Below are 19,938 nucleotides of genomic sequence, written 5' to 3' on the forward strand. Positions count from 1 at the left end.
GTGCCGAGACCACGATCCAGCACGAGACGACAGCCGACAGCAGTTCAGCCGAGGAGCAGTGCAAGGAAAACCACGGCGCAGGCTCCGAATCCACAGAAATACATCACGTACTCCAGCCGTGTCGCCGGTACCACCGTCGCGATGTCGGAGGGGCTACCGGAGGTGATACCGGCCTCCGCGGCGTTCGCCATCGGCATCTCGTCGCCACCACCGATGTTGGATTCCAGTCCACCGCCCGCGGACCCCGGTCCAATTCCGGGGGCTCCGAGCAACAGCACGAGAGCCAACACCGCGATACCGACCAGCGCGAGCCCGACGATCGGGAGGACGAGGTCGAACAGACCCGCAGCGAGTACGACAACGCCTGCCGTTAGCTCCGACACCGAACCCATACAACGAACCTCGTTGCACCAACTCCTCTAGCCCCATACGTCAAACCGAACGTCGATCTCGGTATGTTTTTCGTAGTGAGAACGCCATCCCGATAGTGGTTTGAAGAACTGCCGGTCGTCGTACCATCCGACGAGGAGGGTTCCGCCGGCGAAACACCGATTAGCCGGCCGCGTTTCGGACGGCTATGGAGGTCGTCGAGGACACGTTGGACGCCGAACTAGAGGATTTTCTGGCCCGACCGCTCTTTTGCCACCTCGGAACCGAATCGCCGGACGGTCCGCGGGTCTCGCCCCTCTGGTTTCTCTGGGAGGACGGCGCGCTCTGGATCATCGCGACGCGTTCGGACAAGACGTTCCCGGAGCGTATCGAGGCGGACCCGCGAACCGCGGTCTCGATCGTCGATTTCGACCCCGAGACGGGTCGCGTCGAGCACGTCGGATTGCGTGGCCGCGCGAGCGTCGAGCCGTTCGACGGCGACCGGGGTGAACGACTCCTCACCCAGTACCTCGGCCCCGACGAGTCGGAGTGGGACGAGACCTTCCGAGGGCTAGACGAGGTCGCCGAGCGATACGTGTTCGTTCGGTTCGTGCCGGAGACGGTGGTCGAGCGCGACCAGTCGTACGCCGGCAGCCTCTAGCTTTGACGACCGCGCTGAGGAGTCCCGTTACCGCGGAACGAATCCCTAAACCCGCGTGGCCCGGACCGCTGGCGATGAGCGAAACACCAGCGTCGATGCGAGCCGTACAGGTCCCCGAACCCGAGGGCGACTTCGAGGTGGTCGAGGTCGACGTCCCCGAACCGGGTCCCGAGGAGGTCCGAGTTTCGGTCGACGCCTGCGGGGTCTGTCACAGCGACGCCTTCCTGAAGGAGGGCCAGTGGCCCGGCGTCGAGTATCCCCGAACCCCCGGCCACGAGGTCGTCGGTCACGTCGACGCGGTCGGTGAGCGCGTCGAGACCTTCGAGGCGGGCGACCGCGTGGGCGTCGGTTGGCACGGCGGCCACTGCTTCACCTGCGAGCCCTGCCGGCGCGGCGACTTCATCGCGTGTGAGAACGGCGACGTCACGGGCTTCGACCACGACGGCGGCTACGCCGAGTACCTCACTGCGCCCCAGGAGACGCTCGCGCGGGTGCCCGACGACCTCGACGCCACGGCCGCCGCGCCGTTGCTGTGTGCCGGCGTCACGACCTTCAACTCGCTGCGGAACTCCGAGGCCGAACCCGGTGACCTCGTCGCGGTCCAGGGCGTCGGCGGCCTCGGCCACCTCGGGGTCCAGTACGCGAGCGCGTTCGGCTTCGAGACCGTCGCGGTCTCGCGCGGGACGGAGAAACGCGACCTCGCGTTCGACCTCGGCGCGGACCACTACGTCGACAGCGAGGCCGAGGACCCCGCCGAGGCACTCACGGAGCTCGGCGGTGCGAGCGTCGTGCTCGCCACCGCACCCCACGTCGACGCGATGGAATCGGTGGTCGGCGGCCTCGGCGTCGAGGGGACGCTGCTCACCGTCGGCGTTCCCGGCGAGCCCCTCTCGGTGCCGGTCCAGCCGCTCGTCACCAGCCGTCAATCCGTCGCGGGGTGGCCCTCGGGCGACGCACGCGACTCTCAGGACACCCTCGAATTCAGCTCGCTCCGCGACGTGGCGTCGATGGTCGAGACCTACTCGCTGGAGGAAGCCGACGCGGCCTACGAGAGCATGATGAACAGCGAGGCACGCTTCCGGGCCGTTATCGAACCCTGACGGAGCGATAGTCCACTAAAAGTCTCGGAACGTCGTCGGTCGCCTTCTCAGACGTCGTCGGTCTGCCGGTCCTCGTGTTCGCCCTCCTCGATCTCCTCGACGACCTTGTCGCAGAACGCCTCCAGGTCGTCGGGGTTGCGGCTGGTCACGAGGCCCTCGTCCACGACGACCTCCTCGTCGACCCAGTTCCCGCCCGCGTTACGGATGTCGGTTTCGAGGCTGTGATAGGAGGTGAGCTCCCGTCCGTCGACGACGTCGGCCTCGACGAGGGTCCACGGCCCGTGACAGATCACGGCGAGGGGTTTCTCGGTCTCGAAGAAGTCCTGAACGAATTCGACCGCCGTGTCGTCCCCGCGGAGGGTGTCCGCGCCGACGGTGCCGCCGGGGACCACGAGGCCGTCGTAGTCTTCTACTGTGACCTCGTCGAACGACTTCTCGATCTCGTACGAACCGGCCGGATCGAGGTCGCCGTTGACGGTCTCGACCTCGCCGGTCTCGATGCCGAGCACGTCGACGCTACCGCCGGCGTCCTCGACGGCGCTCTTGGGTTCGGTGAACTCGACCTCCTCGCTGCCGCGCGGCGCGAGCACGATACCGACGGATTTGTCTTCGAGTGAATCAGCCATTACATCGGAGGGAGGGGATGGAGCGTCCTGAGAACGGGGCTTGCGCTCGCAACCCTAGTCGAGATACTCGCCGATGAAGAGGTCGACACCCTCGCGGACCTCGTCGGGGATCGCCTCGCTCGCGGTGTTGATCGTGCCGTCGAGGGCGTGCTCGCAGTCACACGCGCGCTCGTCCGGCATCGTCTCGATCGCTTCGCGGACCACCTCGTTGATGTTGTCCTCGTTGACCGCGGCGTTCTCGAGCACCTCCTCCAGACTCACCTCGCTGTCGTCCTTCCAGACGTCGTAGTCCGTGACCCCGGCGAGGGTGGCATAGCAGAGCTCGGCCTCGCGGGCGAGCTTGGCCTCGGGGACGGTGGTCATGCCGACCATGTCCCAGCCCTGTGCACGGTAGAACTCGCTCTCGGCCTTCGTCGAGAACTGTGGGCCCTCGATGCAGACGTAGGTCCCGCCCGCGTGCGCGCCGTCGTCGAGCACGTCGTCGGCGGCCTCGACGAGGTGCTCGCTCATGTGCGGGCAGTAGGGCTCGGCGAAGCCCATGTGGACCACCATCCGCTCGTCGAAGAAGGTACTCTGACGGTGTCTCGTGCGGTCGAAGATCTGGTCGGGGACCACGAGGCTCTGCGGCGGGAGGTCCTCACGGAGGCTGCCGACCGCGTTGGTCGAGAGCACGCGTTCGGCACCCAGGTCCTTCAGCGCGTAGAGGTTCGCGCGGTAGGGCACCTCCGAGGGGGCGTGCTGGTGATCGAGGCCGTGACGCGCGAGGAAGGCGACCTCTTCGCCGTCGAGTTCGCCGATCGTGATCGGGCTCGAGGGCGAGCCGAACGGCGTGCCGATGTGTTCGTCGCGGGCGTCGTCGAGGTCGAGGGCCTCGTAGATCCCGCTGCCGCCGATGAGACCGATCATGCCGTGGCCTCCGCGAGCCGCCACTCGTCCTCGCCCGCGGCTTCGACCACCCCACGGCGCTCCATCTCGATCAGTACCTCGTCCATCCGGTTCGGCTGGGCGATCTCCATGCTGATCCGGTCGATCTCGTGGTGTTCGGCGAGGAGATGGCGGATCTCGTCGAGCGAGCGCGACTCCGTGCCCATCACGCGGGTCACGAGGTCGACCATGTCCTCGATGAAGTTCCAGGGGTAGACCACCCAGGTCCACTCGTCGAGGCGCTCGCCGACGAAGTCGGGTTCGAACGCGCTGGTACCAAGCAGCTGGACCGTCGCGGTGCGGACCGCGTTCGGGTCGCGGTCGACCACGTACTCGTGAGCGCGCTCGATCGACCCACCCGTGTCGGCGATGTCGTCGATGATCAGCACGTCCTTGCCCTCGACCGACCCCTCCGGCATCGGATAGCGGATCTCGGGGTCGCCGGTCTTCTGGGCGGTTCCAACGTAGTGTTCCATCTTGAGGCTCGTGAGGTCGTCGAGACCGAGGAAATCACAGAGACACCGTCCGGCGAACCAGCCGCCGCGCGCGAGCGCGACCACGACGTCGGGTTCGTACTCGGCGCGCTTGACCTGGTTCGCGACGGCCCGACACCGACCGTAGATATACTCCCAGTTGGTGATGGTACACGTGAAGTCGTCGGGAAGCTCTGACATGGACTCTGGCGAACGAACGCGGCCGGACGTGTTAAGTCGTTGTGTCCTCGGCGGCCCGAACCCGTCGACCGTCCCGTTTCGGTCCCCCCGGCCTCGCTCCCCGGCACATGAACGCACAAGGGTAATGAGGGTCCGTCGGTCACGGCCGATACGTTCGAGACCGAGCCGGTCGCGACGCGGCGCGTCGCGACCTCGCCAGCGAGCCGTCCCGCGTTCGGGTCCTTCTCGGGTTCGGAACCTTCTTTATCGACGTCAGTGAGTAACGATCCACGATGGCAGTACTCTGGCTCGACGCGGTCGGCAAGGACGACATCGACGCCGTCGGCGGCAAGGGGGCGTCGCTCGGCGAGCTCGCGGGGGCCGGCCTGCCCGTGCCACCGGCGTTCGTCGTCACGGCGGGGACGTATCGCTCGTTCATCGAGGAGACCGGTATCGACGAGGACCTCTTCGCGGCGGTCGACGTCGACTCCGACGATTCGAGCGCGCTCGCGACGGCGGCCGAGCGCGCCGAGGAGCTCATCCTCGGGACCGAGATGCCCGAGGAGCTGCGCGAGGAGATCCTCGAAACCTACGGCAACCTCGACGACGGGGAGGCGTTCGTCGCCGTTCGGTCCTCGGCCACGGCGGAGGACCTCCCCGACGCCTCGTTCGCGGGCCAACAGGAGACCTTCCTCAACGTCACCCGCGACGACCTCGTCGAGCGGGTGAAGGAGTGCTGGGCCTCGTTGTTCACCCAGCGCGCGATCTACTACCGCGAACAGCAGGGCTTCGAACACCGCGCCGTCGACATCGCCGTCGTGGTCCAGCGGATGGTCGACGCCGAGAAGAGCGGTGTGATGTTCACCTCACACCCCTCGACCGGCGCGCCCGAGGTCATCGTCGAGGCGGCCTGGGGGCTCGGCGAGGCGGTCGTCGCGGGCGAGGTCTCGCCCGACAACTACCGGATCGACCGCGAGACCAGCGACGTGGTCGAGACCACGGTCGCCGACAAGAAGACGATGTGCGTCAAGGACGTCGAGACCGGCGAGACCACGATGCAGCCGGTGCCCGACGAGAAGCGCGAGGCCCAGGTGCTCGACGACGACGAGATCGAGAGTCTGGTCGCGATCGGCGAGCAGGTCGAAGGCCACTACGGCGACCCCCAGGACGTGGAGTGGGCGATCATCGACGGTGAGGTGTTCATGCTCCAGTCCCGGCCCATCACGACCATCGCCGACGACACCGAGAGCCAGGCGGGCGTCGCCGACGGCAGCGGCGTCGCGACCCAGTCGGAGTCGAACGGCTCCGGGAGCGACGTCATCCTGACGGGCCTGGGTGCGAGCCCGGGGGCCGCGAGCGGGGACGTGGCGGTCGTCCGCGAGCTCGACCAGCTCGACAAAGTAGGCGAAGGCGACGTGATCGTCACCGAGATGACGACGCCGGACATGGTGCCCGCGATGAAGCGCGCCGCCGGTATCGTCACCAACGAGGGCGGGATGACCTCCCACGCCGCGATCGTCTCGCGCGAGCTCGGGGTGCCCGCCGTCGTGGGCACCGGCACGGCCACCGACGAACTCGAGGACGGCCGGCGGATCACGATCGACGGCGACAAGGGCACCATCCGGGAGGGCGCGGCCACAACCGACGAGCGCGACGCGGTCGAGGAGGTCCGCCCGCAGGCCCCGGTCAAGCCGATGACCGCGACCGAGGTGAAGGTCAACGTCTCGATCCCCGAGGCCGCCGAACGCGCCGCCGCGACGGGGGCCGACGGGGTGGGGCTGCTCCGGATGGAGCACATGATCCTCTCGACGGGCAAGACGCCGGAGAAGTACATCAACGACCACGGCGAGGACGCCTACATCGAGGAGATCGTCCAGGGGATCCAGGGCGTGGCCGACGAGTTCTACCCCCGCCCCGTACGGGTCCGAACCCTCGATGCGCCCACCGACGAGTTCCGACAGCTGGAGGGCGGCGACGACGAACCCAACGAACACAACCCGATGCTCGGCTATCGCGGCATCCGCCGGAGCCTCGACCGACCCGACGTCTTCGTCCACGAACTCGAGGCCTTCCGCCGGCTCTACGGCATGGGCTACGACAACGTCGAGGTGATGTTCCCGCTCGTCAACGACGTCGAGGACGTGATCCGGGCGCGGAACATGCTCGAAGAGGTCGGCATCGACCCCGAGAAGCGGTCGTGGGGTGTGATGGTCGAGACGCCGGCGAGCGCGCTCTGCGTCGAGCAGATGGCCGACGCCGGTATCGACTTCGCCTCGTTCGGCACCAACGACCTCACGCAGTACACCCTCGCGGTGGACCGCAACAACGGCCAGGTCGCCGACCGCTTCGACGAGCTTCACCCGGCGGTGTTGGAACTCATCGGCCAGACGATCGCGACCTGCCGCGAACACGACGTCGCGACCAGCATCTGCGGCCAGGCCGGCTCGAAACCACAGATGGTCAAGTTCCTCGTCAACGAGGGCGTCTCGTCGATCTCCGCGAACATCGACGCCGTCCGCGACGTCCAGCACGAGGTCAAACGCGTCGAGCAGAAACTCGTTCTCGACACCGTCCGATAGGCCGACCACGCGGTTCGTCCGAGTTCACGCGGTTCTCCAGATTCCACGGTTCGTGATAGCACGTTCCGGTCCGGAACACCACACTTAGGTGCGATACATACCCAGGATCGGCCGTGACGTACCTCCCGCCGGTCGTCCTGCCGATTCTCGTCGGACACGTTCTCCAGTTCGGCGGTCTCGAACACGCGGTCGAGACCGCGTCGGGACCGTTCGGGCTGGTGATCGTCGCGGTCTACTCGTTCCTCATCGCGATCGCCCTGCCGCTGCCGAGCGAGGTCGTCCTCCTCGCGGCCCGCTCGGGGCTCGGGTTCGGGTTTCCGGGCACCGTCGACCTCGCCATCGTGATACTCGTGAGCGGGCTCGGCAAGGCCGCCGGCAGCGTCGCCGCCTTCGCGCTCGGCCAGGAGGCCAAACGCCAGTCGGGTCCGGTCATCGACCGCCTCCGGGAATCGAGGTTCGACATCGTGGAGTGGTCCGAACGCCGAACGGTCGAGCTCGCCAGGGAGTACGGCTATCTCGGGCTCGCGCTCGCGCTCTGTGTCCCCTTCTTCCCGGATACGATCTCGATCTACGCCTTCACGGTGCTCGAAGAGGACTACGCGAAGTTCGCGGCCGCGACCTTCGTCGGCAGCGTCGGTCGGCTGCTGGTGGTCGCGGGCGTGCTCGCGCCGTTCTTCTCGCTGTGAAGCCCGTATCGCCGTTCTCGCTGAGAAAGCCGCACCGCCCGTCCGTTCTCGCGACGATCCGGCGGACGGAATGGCGGACGAGCACGGGTCCCGTCGTGGACGCGCGTACCGCAACCCGGATTAGGTCGTCGGCACTCGTTTCCCCATGGCCGATGGTGAGCACACCCGAACACTCGGCGTCGTCTCGCTCGGTATCTCCCTGCTGCTCTTCGCCGGCGCGTCGTTCTTCCTGTTCCTCTATCCGGTCGACCCGCTCACGCCGTTCGTCTACGCGATTACCGGGGTGCTGTCCGTCGGCGGCCTCGGTTTCCTCGTCACTGGCCTCCGACGGGTCGTGTCCGGATAACGGACCGAGCGCTGGGGCTCTCCGGTCGGGCGACCGAGTGGAGCGGATCCGTAGCCACGATACCGTCCGACCGGCTCCGCTTCCGGATCAGTTCGACTCGTCGCGTTCGCGCTCGTCGTCCTCGTCGTCCTCGTCGGTCAGTTCGCTGATCTTCCCCTCGACTTCGTCCTCGCGCGGTCGCCGGTCGACGCGCTCGTTCACCTCCTCGACGCGCCGCGTGACCTCGTCGACTTCCTCCGAGACGGTCTCCTCGACTCGCTGGTCGACCTCCTCCGAGACCGTCTCCTCGACCCGCTGGCCGACCTCCTCCGAGACCGTCTCTTCGACCCGCTGGCCGACCTCCTCCGATACCGTTTCCTCGACCCGTCGGTCGACCTCCTCCGATACCGTTTCCTCGACCCGTCGGTCGACCTCCTCCGAGATGGTCTCCTCGACTCGCTGGCCGACCTCCTCCGTGACCGTCTCTTCGACCTGTTCGTCGACCTCCCCGGTCATCCAGTACGGGTCGAACCGGGCCATCTTCCACCCGACGTGGATCGCATAGGAGACGAGCACGCCCAATCCGAACGCGACACCGACGCCGGTCCCGACCGTGAGGATCAGGGCTATCGCGGCGAATATCAGCACGCCGTAGGTGAGATCCACGATCGAGTCGACGCGATTCGGGTTCATACACCGACTATGAACGGTTGCAGGGATAGATGTACCGTGACCGAACGGGGTCGACCGCCGAGCGCGTGAGCGCACCGTTTTAAGCTAGACTGTCCTCTTCGTAGATCATGGTCGAACCGCTTCTGGTTGTGGGTCTCGTCGTCGCGCTCTTCGTCGGTTACAACATCGGCGGTGCGAACACCGGGCCGGCGTTCGGTCCGGCCGTCGGCGCGGGGGTGCTCTCGAAGGTCGCCGCGGCGGCGCTGATGTCGGTCTTCTTCTTCCTCGGCGCGTGGACCGTCGGTCGGCGGGTCGTGGACACGCTCGGCCAGGACCTCCTGACCGACCCCGGGGTCTTCACGATCGAGACCAGCATCGTCGTGCTGTTCTTCATCGGTGGCGCGCTGTTCATCGGCAACTACTCCGGGGCCCCCGCCTCGACGTCGATGACGGCCGTCGGGGCGATCGCCGGCCTCGGGGTCGCGACGAACGAACTCGACTGGGCCGTGATGGGCGAGATAGCGATCTGGTGGATCGTCGCCCCGCTCGTAGGCTTTTGGGTCTCGATGGTGGTCGGTCGGTACTTCTACCCCGCGATCAACAGCTGGATCGCGGTCACGACGACCGAGGGAGCCCTGCTCGAAGTCGACCGGTCGGGGACGATCCCGAGGCTACGGCGAGGAACGAACACCACCGTCCGGGAGGTGGCAGGCACGGTGGTCGTCGTCGCCATCGCGTGCGTCATGGCGTTCTCGGCGGGGACGTCGAACATGGCGAACGCGATCGCGCCGCTGTACGGGGCCGGCGTCGCGCTGGACCCGCTGATGATACTCGGCGGTGTCGCGGTCACCATCGGGGCGTTCACGATCGCCCGCCGAACGCTCGACACGCTCGGCAACGACATCACCACGCTCCCGCTGACGGCCGCCATCGTCGTCGCGGTGATCTCCTCGGGCATCGTGATCGGGCTCTCCGCGATCGGCATCCCCGCCTCGTTCGTCATCATCGCGACGATGTCGATCGTCGGGCTCGGCTGGGGACGAGCCACCCGCACCGTCGCCGTCTCGGAGGTTCGCCGCGAGCGGACGCCACCGCTCTCGGTGGACGCGCTGGCCGTCGACGAACCGGGCGAGGACGCACCCGCCATCGGCGAGGAGGAACCCGAGCGGGTCGCGACGGCCGGCGAACTGTTCGACCCCGGCACGACCGGCCGGGTGATAGTGATGCAGAACGTCGTCCCGGTGCTCTCGACGATCGGTGCCTACGCCACGTTCCGGGTGGCCTTCGAGTTCTGGTGGTGAGGGGGTCTCGGGACCGGCTCGCGTACGCGACGGCGTAACCACCTACCCTTATACCTCCAGCGCGACGAGTGACGACCGTGAAACCGGTGTTCCAGTTCGGTATGCGCACGACGGTCCGAAGCGCCGGGTGGAGTCGGCCCTCGTCGTGGGTTCGGTAGCACGGACCGACCACCGGGGCGGTGAACCGCGGCGCGTTTCTCGTATCGTCTTCGACCACCAGTCACCACACCGATGAGACACCCGAAACCGAAAACGCCGGGCTTTAGGCCCGCATCGAGGTATCGATACGCATGAGCCACGAGACGTTCCCCACCGACCACCCCGCGGTGGTCACCTGCGGGTTACCCTACGCCAACGGCGACCTCCACGTCGGCCACCTCCGAACCTACGTCGGCGGCGACGCGCTGGCGCGCTCGCTCCGGAAGCTCGGCCAGGAGACCGCGTTCGTCTCCGGGTCGGACATGCACGGCACCCCCGTCGCGGTCAACGCCTGGGAGGAGGGCGTCAGCCCCGAGGAGTTCGCGCTCCGCCACCACGAGAAGTACCAGGAGACCTTCCCGAAGTTCGACATCGAGTTCGACAACTACGGCCACACCCGCGAGGAGACCAACGTCGAACTCACCCAGGAGTTCGTTCGCGAACTCGACGAGGGCGGCCACATCTACGAACAGGAGATCGAAGTCGCGTGGGACCCGGAAGCCGACCAGCCGCTGCCCGACCGCTACGTCGAGGGCACCTGCCCGTACTGCGGCGAGCACGCCCGCGGCGACGAGTGCGACGAGGGCTGTGGTCGCCACCTCGAACCCGGCGAGATCGAAGAGCCCACGAGCGTCGTTACTGGGAACTCCGCCGAGTACCGCACCCGCGAACACGAGTTCCTCCGCCTCTCGGACTTTCAGGACTACCTCGGCGAGTTCATCGATCGGCTTGAGGGCACCGCGAACGCCAAGAACCAGCCTCGCGAGTGGATCGAGGGCGAACTCCAGGACTGGTGTATCACGCGCGATCTGGACTGGGGGATCGAGTACCCAGGGAAAGAGGACCTCGTGCTCTACGTCTGGGTGGATGCCCCGGTCGAGTACGTTTCGAGCACGAAGGCGTACTCCGAGCGCGTCGGCGCGGAGGAGTTCGACTGGGAGGAGCCCTGGCAGGACGAGGGCGAACTCGTCCACGTCATCGGCCGCGACATCATCCAGCATCACACCGTCTTCTGGCCCTCGATGCTACACGGAGTCGACTACAACGAACCCCGCGCGGTGCTCGCGAGCGGGTTCGTCAACCTCGACGGCAAGGGGTTCTCCACGAGCCGGAATCGGGCCGTCTGGGTCGACGATTACTTGGAGGAAGGGTTCGACCCCGACCTCTATCGGTACTACATCACCACCGGCAGCGGGTTCCAACAGGACATCGACTTCTCGTGGGAGCGCTTCGCCGAACGGGTCAACGGCGAGCTCGTCGGCACCGTCGGGAATTTCCTCTATCGGTCGCTGCTGTTCGCCCACCGCAACTACGACGGCACGCCCGACACGGAGGTTTCGGACGGAGTCAGCGACCGGATCGAGGAGGCCATCGAGGACTTCCGAGACGGTGTCAACGACTACTCGGTGCGCGCGGTCGGGCAGTCGGCCGTCAAACTCGCCCAGTTCGGCAACGAGTACATCCAGGGCCACGAGCCGTGGAACCTCGAGGACCCCGAACGAGCCGACGTGATCCGCGACTGTGTCCAGATCGCGAAGGCCGTCGTGGTGCTTTCGGAGCCGATCATGCCCGGCACCGCCGAACGGCTCTGGGACCAGCTCGACGAGTCGGGCTCCGTCCACGAGGTCGGCGTCGGGGCGGCGCTCGACGCACCGCCCGAGGTCTTCGACGCGCCCGAGGAACCGTTCGAGGGGATCGACGACGACCGCGTCGCCGAACTCAACGAGCGCCTGGAAGCACAGATCGCAGCCGCCGGCGAGGACTCGGAAGCGGCGGCCGCCGACGAGGACGCGGACGGGGAAGCCGCCGGGGAGTCGGACGGCGCAGCGGTCGAACCGATCGCCGACGACCGGATCGGGTTCGAGGAGTTCGGGGACCTCGACATCCGGGTCGGCGAGGTCAAGCACGCAGAGGGGATCGAGGGTGCGGACGACCTCGCACGACTCGAAGTCGATCTGGGTGCCGAGACGCGCCAGATCGTCGCGGGCATCAAACAGCTCCACGACCTCGACGCGCTGCCCGGAACCCGGGTGGTGGTGCTCGCGAACATCGAGAAGGCCGAACTGTTCGGCGTCGAGAGCAACGGGATGATCCTCGCGGCGGGCGAGGAGGCGGACCTGCTCACCACCCACGCCGACAGCCCGCCGGGGACGAAGATCCGATAGCCGGGTCGGACCGACGGTCTCCGGAAGGGGTGTCGGACGAGGGCGGTACGCACTTCCGTTTCGGGTTCGTAGCCGGGCCATGGCGGACGACGACGAGTGGAAGTACTCGGTCGAGGATTTCGAGGACCCCGAGGAGAGCGACGAGGGCGGAGCCACGGACGTCTTCGGCGACGCCCAAACTCGACGGGAGATCGAGCCCGAGTCGCCGAGCTTCGAGAACGCGCTGTTCGTGGTGTTCGGGGTCGCGCTGGCGCTTTTGATACTGCTCGGGGTCTGAACAGTCCCAACAGTTAATCACACGGACATCCTACGTTCAGTATGATATCGGCGTTCGGGATCCCGGTCGTGGCCGCGGTTCTCGGTCCGCTGCCCCTCCAGGTGACCGACCTCGTTTTGAACCAGCTCCCGCTCGTACTCCTGATCTGTGGGCTCGGACTGGTGGGACTGGAGACGCTCGCGCCGGGTGGCCACTTCATGGTGCTCGGGATCGCGCTCCTCGTCTCGGGCTTGGTTGGACTGGCGCTCGGCACCTTCCTCGGGCCGGTGTTCCTCGCGGCGGTGCTCGCGCCGGTCGTGATCGCGAGCGGCGCGGCGGCGTTCTACGTCTACCGCGAGTTCGATTTCTACGGCGGGAAGGGCTCGGGCCGGACGAGCGACTCGTCGGCGCTCCGTGGCAAGACCGGGCGCGCGACCGAACGTATCACCCACAGCAGCGGCGAGGTCAAACTCGACGAGGGCGGCTTCAACCCCTACTACGCTGCCCGGGCGCTCGACCGGGATATCGAGGAGGGCGAGGAGGTGATGGTCACCGATCCGGGTGGGGGCAACGTGGTGACCGTCGAGTCGCTCTCGATGATCGAGGACGACGAGATCGACCGAGCGCTCGCCCGCGGCCGCGAGGAGGCTGCCGACGAACGCGAACGAGAAACCGCCTGAAGGAGTCGAGCTCAACAGCGTCGGAACGCTTATGCTTACTGGATTCTGACATTCACGATGAGATGCTACTCGAACCGCTGCAGGTAGGCGCTCTCCTTCCAGCCATCGTCGTTCTCCTCGTGTTGCTGGTCGCGGTCGCCACCGTCTACAGCTCGATCGAGATCGTCAACGCCTACGAGAAACGCGCGCTCACGGTGTTGGGCGACTACCGAAAGCTCCTTGAACCGGGTATCAGTTTCGTGCCGCCGTTCGTCAGCAACACCTACCCGTTCGACATGCGGACCCAGACCCTCGACGTCCCGCGTCAGGAAGCCATCACGCGCGACAACTCGCCGGTGACGGCCGATGCCGTCGTCTACATCAAGGTCATGGACGCGAAGAAGGCCTTCCTCGAAGTCGACGACTACAAGCGCGCGGTCTCGAACCTCGCCCAGACCACCCTCCGGGCCGTGCTCGGCGACATGGATCTGGACGACACGCTGAGCAAACGCTCGGAGATCAACAGCCGGATCCGACGCGACCTCGACGAACCGACCGACGAGTGGGGGGTCCGAGTCGAGTCTGTGGAGGTCAGGGAGGTCAACCCCTCGCCCGACGTCCAGCAGGCGATGGAACAACAGACCTCCGCCGAGCGCCGCCGCCGTGCGATGATCCTCGAAGCCCAGGGTGAACGCCGGAGCGCAGTCGAGAGCGCCGAGGGTGAAAAGCAGTCGAACATCATCCGTGCCCAGGGTGAAAAGCAGAGCCAGATCCTCGAAGCCCAGGGTGATTCGGTGTCCACCGTTCTCCGGGCGAAATCCGCCGAGTCCATGGGCGAGCGCGCGGTCATCGAGCGCGGGATGGAGACCCTCCAGTCGATGGGCGAGAGCGAGTCCACGACGTTCGTCCTCCCCCAGGAACTCNATGGGCGAGCGCGCGGTCATCGAGCGCGGGATGGAGACCCTCCAGTCGATGGGCGAGAGCGAGTCCACGACGTTCGTCCTCCCCCAGGAACTCACCTCGATGCTCGGGCGCTACGGCAAACACCTGACCGGGAGCGACGTCGCCGAGCGCAACGGCGGCCTCCAGAGCCTCGACTTCGACGCCGAGACCCGCGAACTCATCGGCCTCGACAACATCGACGAGATACTCGGCAACATCGACGAGGAGGCCNCCTCCAGAGCCTCGACTTCGACGCCGAGACCCGCGAACTCATCGGCCTCGACAACATCGACGAGATACTCGGCAACATCGACGAGGAGGCCGAACTCGACGTCGAGGAGATGGAACAGGAGGCCGAAGCCATCAAGACCGGTAAGTCCACCACCGACATCCAGGACCCCGACGACGTCATCGCCGAGATGGACGAACCGACGGGGGCCGAGTCGGAGACCGACTCGACCGAGTCGAGCGACGGAGAACTCGAACCCGAGACGAACTGAGTCGACGCGCACACAGTCAAAGCCGTTTTATCTACCTGTCCCGAGGCAGTACCAATGGGCGACCCCGAGGTCGACGAGGGAAAACGCGCGACGCTCCGGCGGTTCGCCGCCGTCGGGGCGGTCGGGCCGCTCGCGCGCCTCGCCGACAGGGACGAGGAAGACGAGAGCGACGCCCGCGACGCCATCACGGGCTACCTCGCGGCGACGCCGGGCGCACACTTCTCGAAGGTCCGCGACGACCTCGGGCTGGGGACCGGCGAAACCCAACACCACCTCCGGCGGCTCGAAAACGACGCGGTCGTCGAGAGCGACCGGGACGGCGACTATCGACGGTACTTTCCGGCCCGGGAGTTCGATTCGTTCGAGAAGGTCGCGCTCGGCGTGCTTCGTCGGGAGACGCCACGGGGGATGGTGATCGCGCTGCTTCGCGACCCCGACGCGAGCGCGAGCGACCTCGCCACCGACCTCGGGGTCTCGCGGCCGACGGTGAGCAAACACGCCGCCGACCTCGAAGGTGCGGGGGTGCTCTCGCGTGGCGAGGGCTACGCGCTCGTTCGTCCGGAGCTCCTGTTGACGCTGCTCGTTCGATACGCCAACTCGTTCGACGTCGCGACCCTCCAGTTCGCGCGCGAGGCCGACCGGTACATCAGCGTCGACGGTTGATTCCGCTCTATCGGGTGACCTTCCAGGTGGTGCTGGAGGAGTAGCCCCACTTCTCGACCGAGAGCGGTCCCTCCGAGTTCTGGATCGCGGTCATGTTGGTACCGACCTCCTTCGCCGAGAGCCCGACCGCCTCGCCGATGAGGCGGGATTTGAAGTAGGTTCGCGTGGCCACGTGCTCGCGGAGGTACTCGAAGATCCGTCGCTGCTTCTCGCTGAGAGCGGGCATCGCCGCGGTGGTAGCGCCCATGGTCTCCCTACCGGGGCGGCGTACATACGGGGTTTGGTACGGTGGGGTAATCCGGTCGCCGTCCGTCGATTTTGTCTTCGAGGAGGGGTCGAGGCGGTGGCCGTGGCCCGCCAGCGCCGTCCCGGGCTCCGGGGGATGGTACGTGCGGGTAACGCCCTCGAACCCCCCGTCCGCGGGGTCGTCGGTGAGCGGTAGTTCTTTGGTCCTCCGCTCCAGAGACGCGAACGGAGCACTACGTGATGGAAATCTCTGATAAACTCCTGTGTCTGTTCAACGCTGATGTCTCCGAAACCGGCGACACCTACACCGTCGAGGTGCCGCGGCGCGAGGTCGACACCGGTTCGATCGAGGCGGGTGAGACCTATCGCGTGGCGCTGATCTCGCGCGAGTCGGTCGAGAGCGGGACGAGCGGGTCGTCGTCGAACCGCCCCTCCTCCGAGCCACAGCCCCCGGTCGACGTCGGCGAGATGCGGTACGTCGAGGTCGAGGACATCGGCAAGCAGGGCGACGGTATCGCACGCGTCGAGCGGGGCTACGTCATCATCGTCCCCGGGGCGGAGGTCGGCGAACAGGTCAAGATCGAGGTCACCGAAGTGAAATCCAACTTCGCGGTGGGCGAGATCATCGAATAGGTCGTCGGCGGCCGCCCACGCACCCCCGGACCGCTCGACGACGAGTCGGCGGCCGGCCGCCTCAGCTCTCCTGGCCGGTCTCGCTTTTCGCGTGGTCGTCGTCGTCGTCCGCGTCGAACTCCTCGTCACAGTTCGTACAGCGGTAGATGCCGGCGGCACCGCCCTCGATCCGTTCGACGTCGCCCGAGCCACAGGAGGGACACGAGGGCGTCTCGCCGATCCCGTGTGTGTCGTTCATCGAGTCGGTCGTACCATCGGCCACCGAATAAACGTCCCGCTACTCTCCAGAAACGCGTCCGTCCTCTCCGTCGATCGGGGTCCCGTCCGGTCGTTTCGCGCCCTCCGAGTCGTGGACCACGACGCCGTCGGCGTCCGTGGGGTCGTAGTTCTCTTGGACCGCGATCGCCTCCTCGAGTTCGCGGACCGCGCGGGTCTTGAGCGCGCCCGCGAGCGCCTCGGCGTCCCCCCGGTCGATGTCGCGCCCGAGCCCCTCGCACTCGTGGGCGCGCACCGATCCCACTCGATCGACCGCCGCGCCCATCGGCTGGTTCGTCCCGTCGAGCGCGACGCTGAACGGGTAGGTTCGACAGATCAGCGGGCGGTCCTCGTGGACGGTGCAGGCACCCGTCCCGTCCCGTTCGGTGTAGAAGGTACAGTCGCCACAGCCGGTGGTTTCGAGCGCCCACTCGAAGGTCTCGCCCGTCGGGCCGTCGGGGCCGTCCTCGACCCCGTAGGGCATCGGTCGAGCGACGTCGCGCCACTCCCGACCGGTCGCGGCCTGGAGGTCGCGCACCTCGTCGGGGAAGGCGGTCGCGGTGTGGTCCTCGTGGCCGTCGGCTCCCTCGGCGGCTTTGCAGCACGCTCCACAGCGAGTACACTCGAATCCCAGCTCCTCGACCGCGTCGGCCAGTTCCGATACGTCGAGGTCGCGGGCACGGGCGAGTTCGTCCTCGAAGCTCACACCCACACCAGCCAGCCACGCCGCAAAAACCCGTCGTCGGGGCGATAGTCTCAAGTTCGATCGAGCCTGAACCACAACACAACCGATCCGCGGAATCCGTCGCGCTACACCCCTTCGTCGAAGGAAGTTTTAAATATTAGTAGGACTAACCAAAGGTTAGGATGACACCAACACTCCAGCAGTTCGACAACCGGGACGACGTACTCCGGCGATACGAGTACGCCGACCGGGTGGTGTACGCAGCCGACCTCGGCCCCGCCGCCGACACGACGACGGTCGACGTCGTCGAGGGCACCGTGATGCTCGTCCGCGGCGACGAACAGGCCGACTTCGATATCCCCGAGACCGGATCGGCCGAAGCGACCATCAACAACGGCGTGCTTACCGTCGAGGTGGCGCGATAACATGAAGCTCTCAGTCAAACCGCTGAAACAGAAGGACGCGGGCCGCGGCCTCGCGGCCGTCGACCGCGCCGCGATGGAGGAACTCGACCTCGAAAACGGCGACTACATCCTGATCGAGGGGAGCGACGGCCGCGCGATCGCGCGGGTCTGGCCGGGCTACCCCGACGACCAGGGTCGCGACGTGATCCGGATCGACGGCCAGCTCCGCGGCGAGGCCCAGGTGGGTATCGACGACCGCGTGAGCGTCGAGAAGGCCGACGTCAGACCGGCCGACTCGGTGACGGTGGCGCTGCCACAGAACCTCCGGATCCGGGGCAACATCGGCCCCTACATCCAGGACAAGCTCTCCGGACAGGCGATCACCCAGGGCCAGACGATCCCGTTCTCGCTCGGCTTCGGCCCGTTCTCGGGCGGGTCGGGCCAGCGCATCCCGCTGCGGATCGCGGACACCGAGCCGAACGGGACCGTGATCGTCGCCGACACGACCACGATCGAGGTCAGCGAGAAGCCCGCCGAGGAGATCGTCTCCGATTCGGCGGACGAGGCCGACACCACGCCCTCGGTGGCCTACGAGGACATCGGCGGGCTGGACCGCGAGCTCGAACAGGTCCGCGAGATGATCGAGCTCCCGATGCGCCACCCCGAGCTCTTCAAACAGCTCGGCATCGACCCGCCGAAGGGAGTCCTGCTCCACGGCCCACCGGGTACGGGCAAGACCCTGATCGCGAAGGCGGTCGCCAACGAGATCGACGCCCACTTCGAGACCATCTCGGGTCCCGAGATCATGTCGAAGTACTACGGGGAGTCCGAAGAACAGCTCCGAGAGATCTTCGACGAGGCCGAGGAGAACGAACCCGCGATCGTCTTCATCGACGAGATCGACTCGATCGCCCCCAAACGCGACGATACCTCGGGCGATGTCGAGCGCCGGGTCGTCGCCCAGCTCCTCAGCCTGATGGACGGCCTCGAAGAGCGCGGCCAGGTCACCGTGATCGCGGCGACCAACCGCGTGGACGCGATCGACCCCGCGCTCCGCCGGGGCGGCCGGTTCGACCGCGAGATCGAGATCGGCGTGCCCGACAAGGAAGGGCGAAAGGAGATCCTCCAGGTCCACACGCGCGGGATGCCGCTGGAGGAGGGGATCGACCTCGACACCTACGCCGAGAGCACCCACGGGTTCGTCGGTTCGGACCTCGAATCGCTGGCGAAGGAGTCGGCGATGAACGCCCTCCGGCGGATCCGACCCGAACTCGACCTCGACGAGGAGGAGATCGACGCCGAGGTGCTCGAATCGTTGCAGGTCACCCGCGACGACATGAAGAGCGCGCTGAAGGGCATCGAGCCGTCCGCGCTCCGCGAGGTGTTCGTCGAGGTTCCGGATACCAGCTGGGAGAACGTCGGCGGGCTCGAGGAGACGAAGGAGCGCCTCCGCGAGACCGTCCAGTGGCCGCTCGATTACCCCGAGGTGTTCGAGGCGATGGACATGAACGCCGCGAAGGGCGTGATGATGTACGGCCCGCCGGGCACGGGGAAGACCCTGCTCGCGAAGGCCGTCGCCAACGAGGCCCAGTCGAACTTCATCTCGATCAAGGGCCCCGAACTCCTCAACAAGTTCGTCGGCGAGTCGGAGAAGGGCGTCCGCGAGGTCTTCTCGAAGGCCCGTGAGAACGCGCCCACCGTGGTGTTCTTCGACGAGATCGACTCGATCGCGGGCGAGCGGGGCCAGCACGCCAACGACTCCGGCGTGGGCGAGCGCGTGGTCTCACAGCTCCTCACCGAGCTCGACGGGCTCGAAGAGCTCGAGGACGTCGTGGTGATCGCGACCTCGAACCGGCCGGACCTGATCGACAGCGCGCTGCTCCGACCGGGTCGGCTCGACAGACACGTCCACGTCCCGGTGCCCGACGAGGAGGGTCGGGAGGCGATCTTCGAGGTCCACACCCGGAACAAACCGCTGGCCGACGACGTCGACCTCGCCGACCTCGCGCGCCGGACGGAGGGCTACGTCGGGGCCGACATCGAGGCCGTCACCCGCGAGGCCGCGATGGCCGCGACCCGCGAACTCATCGAGATGAGCGACCCCGAGGACCTGGCCGGCAACGTCGGCAACGTCCGGATCGGCGTCGAGCACTTCGACCAGGCGCTCGACGAGGTCAACCCGAGCGTCACCGCCGAGACCAGGGAGCGCTACGAGAACATCGAGTCCCGGTTCAACGCCGGCGAACCCGCGAACGACGAACCCGAGATCGGTCAGACCTTCCAGTAAGGTCGTCCTCGACCGGTCTTCCGGGTTCGCTTCGTTTTCCGTCGTATCGAGCCGGCGTGAGAAGCATCGCCGCTTACTGAAACGGTATGAGTGTACGTGTACCAACGGTCTTTACCGTTATCGAAAATAATTACGGTTGCCAGGCTCCA

At 66.9% G+C, this 19,938-nt stretch carries 21 protein-coding genes and 1 pseudogene; 14 read left to right on the forward strand and 8 right to left on the reverse strand.

Features of this window, described 5'->3' with window-relative positions:
* Positions 1–44: 44 nt before the first annotated feature.
* Positions 45–392, reverse strand: coding sequence for a hypothetical protein (locus C447_RS14680; protein WP_007695278.1), 348 nt, complete (start codon positions 390–392; stop codon positions 45–47).
* A 185-nt stretch (positions 393–577) separates the two neighbouring features.
* Here C447_RS14680 and C447_RS14685 point away from each other — a divergent pair, with 185 nt between their 5' ends.
* Entirely contained in the window at positions 578–1,030 is a 453-nt protein-coding gene (locus C447_RS14685) for a pyridoxamine 5'-phosphate oxidase family protein (protein ID WP_007695279.1), read from the forward strand.
* A 95-nt stretch (positions 1,031–1,125) separates the two neighbouring features.
* Positions 1,126–2,130: an alcohol dehydrogenase gene (locus C447_RS14690; RefSeq protein WP_007695280.1), complete on the forward strand. Its 1,005-nt coding sequence runs from the start codon at positions 1,126–1,128 to the stop codon at positions 2,128–2,130.
* 47 nt (positions 2,131–2,177) lie between these two features.
* Here the strand turns inward: C447_RS14690 and C447_RS14695 are convergent, their stop codons facing one another.
* The 3 genes from C447_RS14695 to C447_RS14705 are packed head-to-tail and all read right to left on the reverse strand — an operon-like array spanning position 2,178 to position 4,354.
* A complete protein-coding gene (locus C447_RS14695; protein ID WP_007695281.1) occupies positions 2,178–2,756 on the reverse strand; it encodes a type 1 glutamine amidotransferase domain-containing protein in 579 nt (192 codons plus the stop codon).
* Between the two features lie 54 nt (positions 2,757–2,810).
* The gene (mtnP, locus tag C447_RS14700) at positions 2,811–3,662 is read right to left on the reverse strand and encodes an S-methyl-5'-thioadenosine phosphorylase (RefSeq protein WP_029601807.1); all 852 of its coding nucleotides are present in this window, start codon (positions 3,660–3,662) and stop codon (positions 2,811–2,813) included.
* Positions 3,659–4,354, reverse strand: a complete 696-nt coding sequence (locus tag C447_RS14705) for a phosphoribosyltransferase (protein WP_007695283.1) — start codon at positions 4,352–4,354, stop codon at positions 3,659–3,661. The genes mtnP and C447_RS14705 overlap by 4 nt, the downstream gene beginning before the upstream one ends.
* A 272-nt stretch (positions 4,355–4,626) precedes the next feature.
* Between C447_RS14705 and ppsA the strand changes: the two genes are divergently transcribed.
* From ppsA to C447_RS14720, 3 genes are all read left to right on the forward strand, one after another.
* On the forward strand, positions 4,627–6,912 hold the full coding sequence (ppsA, locus tag C447_RS14710; RefSeq protein ID WP_007695285.1) for a pyruvate, water dikinase: 2,286 nt from the start codon (positions 4,627–4,629) through the stop codon (positions 6,910–6,912).
* Positions 6,913–7,025: 113 nt separating this feature from the next.
* The gene (locus C447_RS14715) at positions 7,026–7,598 is read left to right on the forward strand and encodes a YqaA family protein (RefSeq protein WP_007695286.1); all 573 of its coding nucleotides are present in this window, start codon (positions 7,026–7,028) and stop codon (positions 7,596–7,598) included.
* A 145-nt stretch (positions 7,599–7,743) separates the two neighbouring features.
* Positions 7,744–7,944: a hypothetical protein gene (locus C447_RS14720; RefSeq protein ID WP_007695287.1), complete on the forward strand. Its 201-nt coding sequence runs from the start codon at positions 7,744–7,746 to the stop codon at positions 7,942–7,944.
* Positions 7,945–8,031: 87 nt separating this feature from the next.
* Here the strand turns inward: C447_RS14720 and C447_RS14725 are convergent, their stop codons facing one another.
* A complete protein-coding gene (locus C447_RS14725) occupies positions 8,032–8,616 on the reverse strand; it encodes a hypothetical protein (RefSeq protein ID WP_007695288.1) in 585 nt (194 codons plus the stop codon).
* A gap of 107 nt (positions 8,617–8,723) precedes the next feature.
* On the opposite strand from C447_RS14725, the gene C447_RS14730 reads away from it, so the two are divergent.
* The 6 genes and pseudogenes from C447_RS14730 (at position 8,724) to C447_RS14755 (ending at position 15,279) form a co-directional block, all read left to right on the forward strand.
* Complete coding sequence (locus C447_RS14730; RefSeq protein WP_007695289.1) at positions 8,724–9,896, forward strand: inorganic phosphate transporter; 1,173 nt, start codon at positions 8,724–8,726, stop codon at positions 9,894–9,896.
* A 290-nt stretch (positions 9,897–10,186) separates the two neighbouring features.
* On the forward strand, positions 10,187–12,259 hold the full coding sequence (gene metG, locus C447_RS14735; protein ID WP_007695290.1) for a methionine--tRNA ligase: 2,073 nt from the start codon (positions 10,187–10,189) through the stop codon (positions 12,257–12,259).
* Positions 12,260–12,338: 79 nt separating this feature from the next.
* Positions 12,339–12,536, forward strand: a complete 198-nt coding sequence (locus C447_RS14740; RefSeq protein WP_007695291.1) for a DUF7312 domain-containing protein — start codon at positions 12,339–12,341, stop codon at positions 12,534–12,536.
* A 41-nt stretch (positions 12,537–12,577) separates the two neighbouring features.
* A complete protein-coding gene (locus C447_RS14745) occupies positions 12,578–13,195 on the forward strand; it encodes an NfeD family protein (protein ID WP_007695292.1) in 618 nt (205 codons plus the stop codon).
* A gap of 62 nt (positions 13,196–13,257) precedes the next feature.
* Positions 13,258–14,616: pseudogene (locus C447_RS14750) on the forward strand (SPFH domain-containing protein).
* A 54-nt stretch (positions 14,617–14,670) separates the two neighbouring features.
* Positions 14,671–15,279, forward strand: coding sequence for a winged helix-turn-helix transcriptional regulator (locus C447_RS14755; protein ID WP_007695296.1), 609 nt, complete (start codon positions 14,671–14,673; stop codon positions 15,277–15,279).
* A 7-nt stretch (positions 15,280–15,286) separates the two neighbouring features.
* On the opposite strand, the gene C447_RS14760 is transcribed toward C447_RS14755, so the two are convergent.
* The gene (locus C447_RS14760; RefSeq protein ID WP_007695297.1) at positions 15,287–15,526 is read right to left on the reverse strand and encodes a DUF7123 family protein; all 240 of its coding nucleotides are present in this window, start codon (positions 15,524–15,526) and stop codon (positions 15,287–15,289) included.
* Between the two features lie 239 nt (positions 15,527–15,765).
* Between C447_RS14760 and C447_RS14765 the strand changes: the two genes are divergently transcribed.
* Positions 15,766–16,158, forward strand: a complete 393-nt coding sequence (locus C447_RS14765) for a TRAM domain-containing protein (RefSeq protein ID WP_007695298.1) — start codon at positions 15,766–15,768, stop codon at positions 16,156–16,158.
* Between the two features lie 61 nt (positions 16,159–16,219).
* Here C447_RS14765 and C447_RS14770 read toward each other — a convergent pair whose 3' ends face one another.
* Entirely contained in the window at positions 16,220–16,396 is a 177-nt protein-coding gene (locus C447_RS14770) for a hypothetical protein (protein ID WP_237713340.1), read from the reverse strand.
* A 39-nt stretch (positions 16,397–16,435) separates the two neighbouring features.
* The gene (locus C447_RS14775) at positions 16,436–17,119 is read right to left on the reverse strand and encodes a YkgJ family cysteine cluster protein (RefSeq protein ID WP_007695300.1); all 684 of its coding nucleotides are present in this window, start codon (positions 17,117–17,119) and stop codon (positions 16,436–16,438) included.
* Positions 17,120–17,280: 161 nt separating this feature from the next.
* Between C447_RS14775 and C447_RS14780 the strand changes: the two genes are divergently transcribed.
* Both C447_RS14780 and C447_RS14785 read left to right on the forward strand, forming a co-directional pair.
* Entirely contained in the window at positions 17,281–17,523 is a 243-nt protein-coding gene (locus tag C447_RS14780; RefSeq protein WP_007695301.1) for a DUF7127 family protein, read from the forward strand.
* A 1-nt stretch (position 17,524) separates the two neighbouring features.
* Positions 17,525–19,789, forward strand: a complete 2,265-nt coding sequence (locus C447_RS14785) for a CDC48 family AAA ATPase (RefSeq protein ID WP_007695302.1) — start codon at positions 17,525–17,527, stop codon at positions 19,787–19,789.
* Positions 19,790–19,938 lie beyond the last annotated feature (149 nt).

This window comes from Halococcus hamelinensis 100A6 (assembly GCF_000336675.1).
Classification (GTDB): Archaea; Halobacteriota; Halobacteria; order Halobacteriales; family Halococcaceae; genus Halococcus; species Halococcus hamelinensis.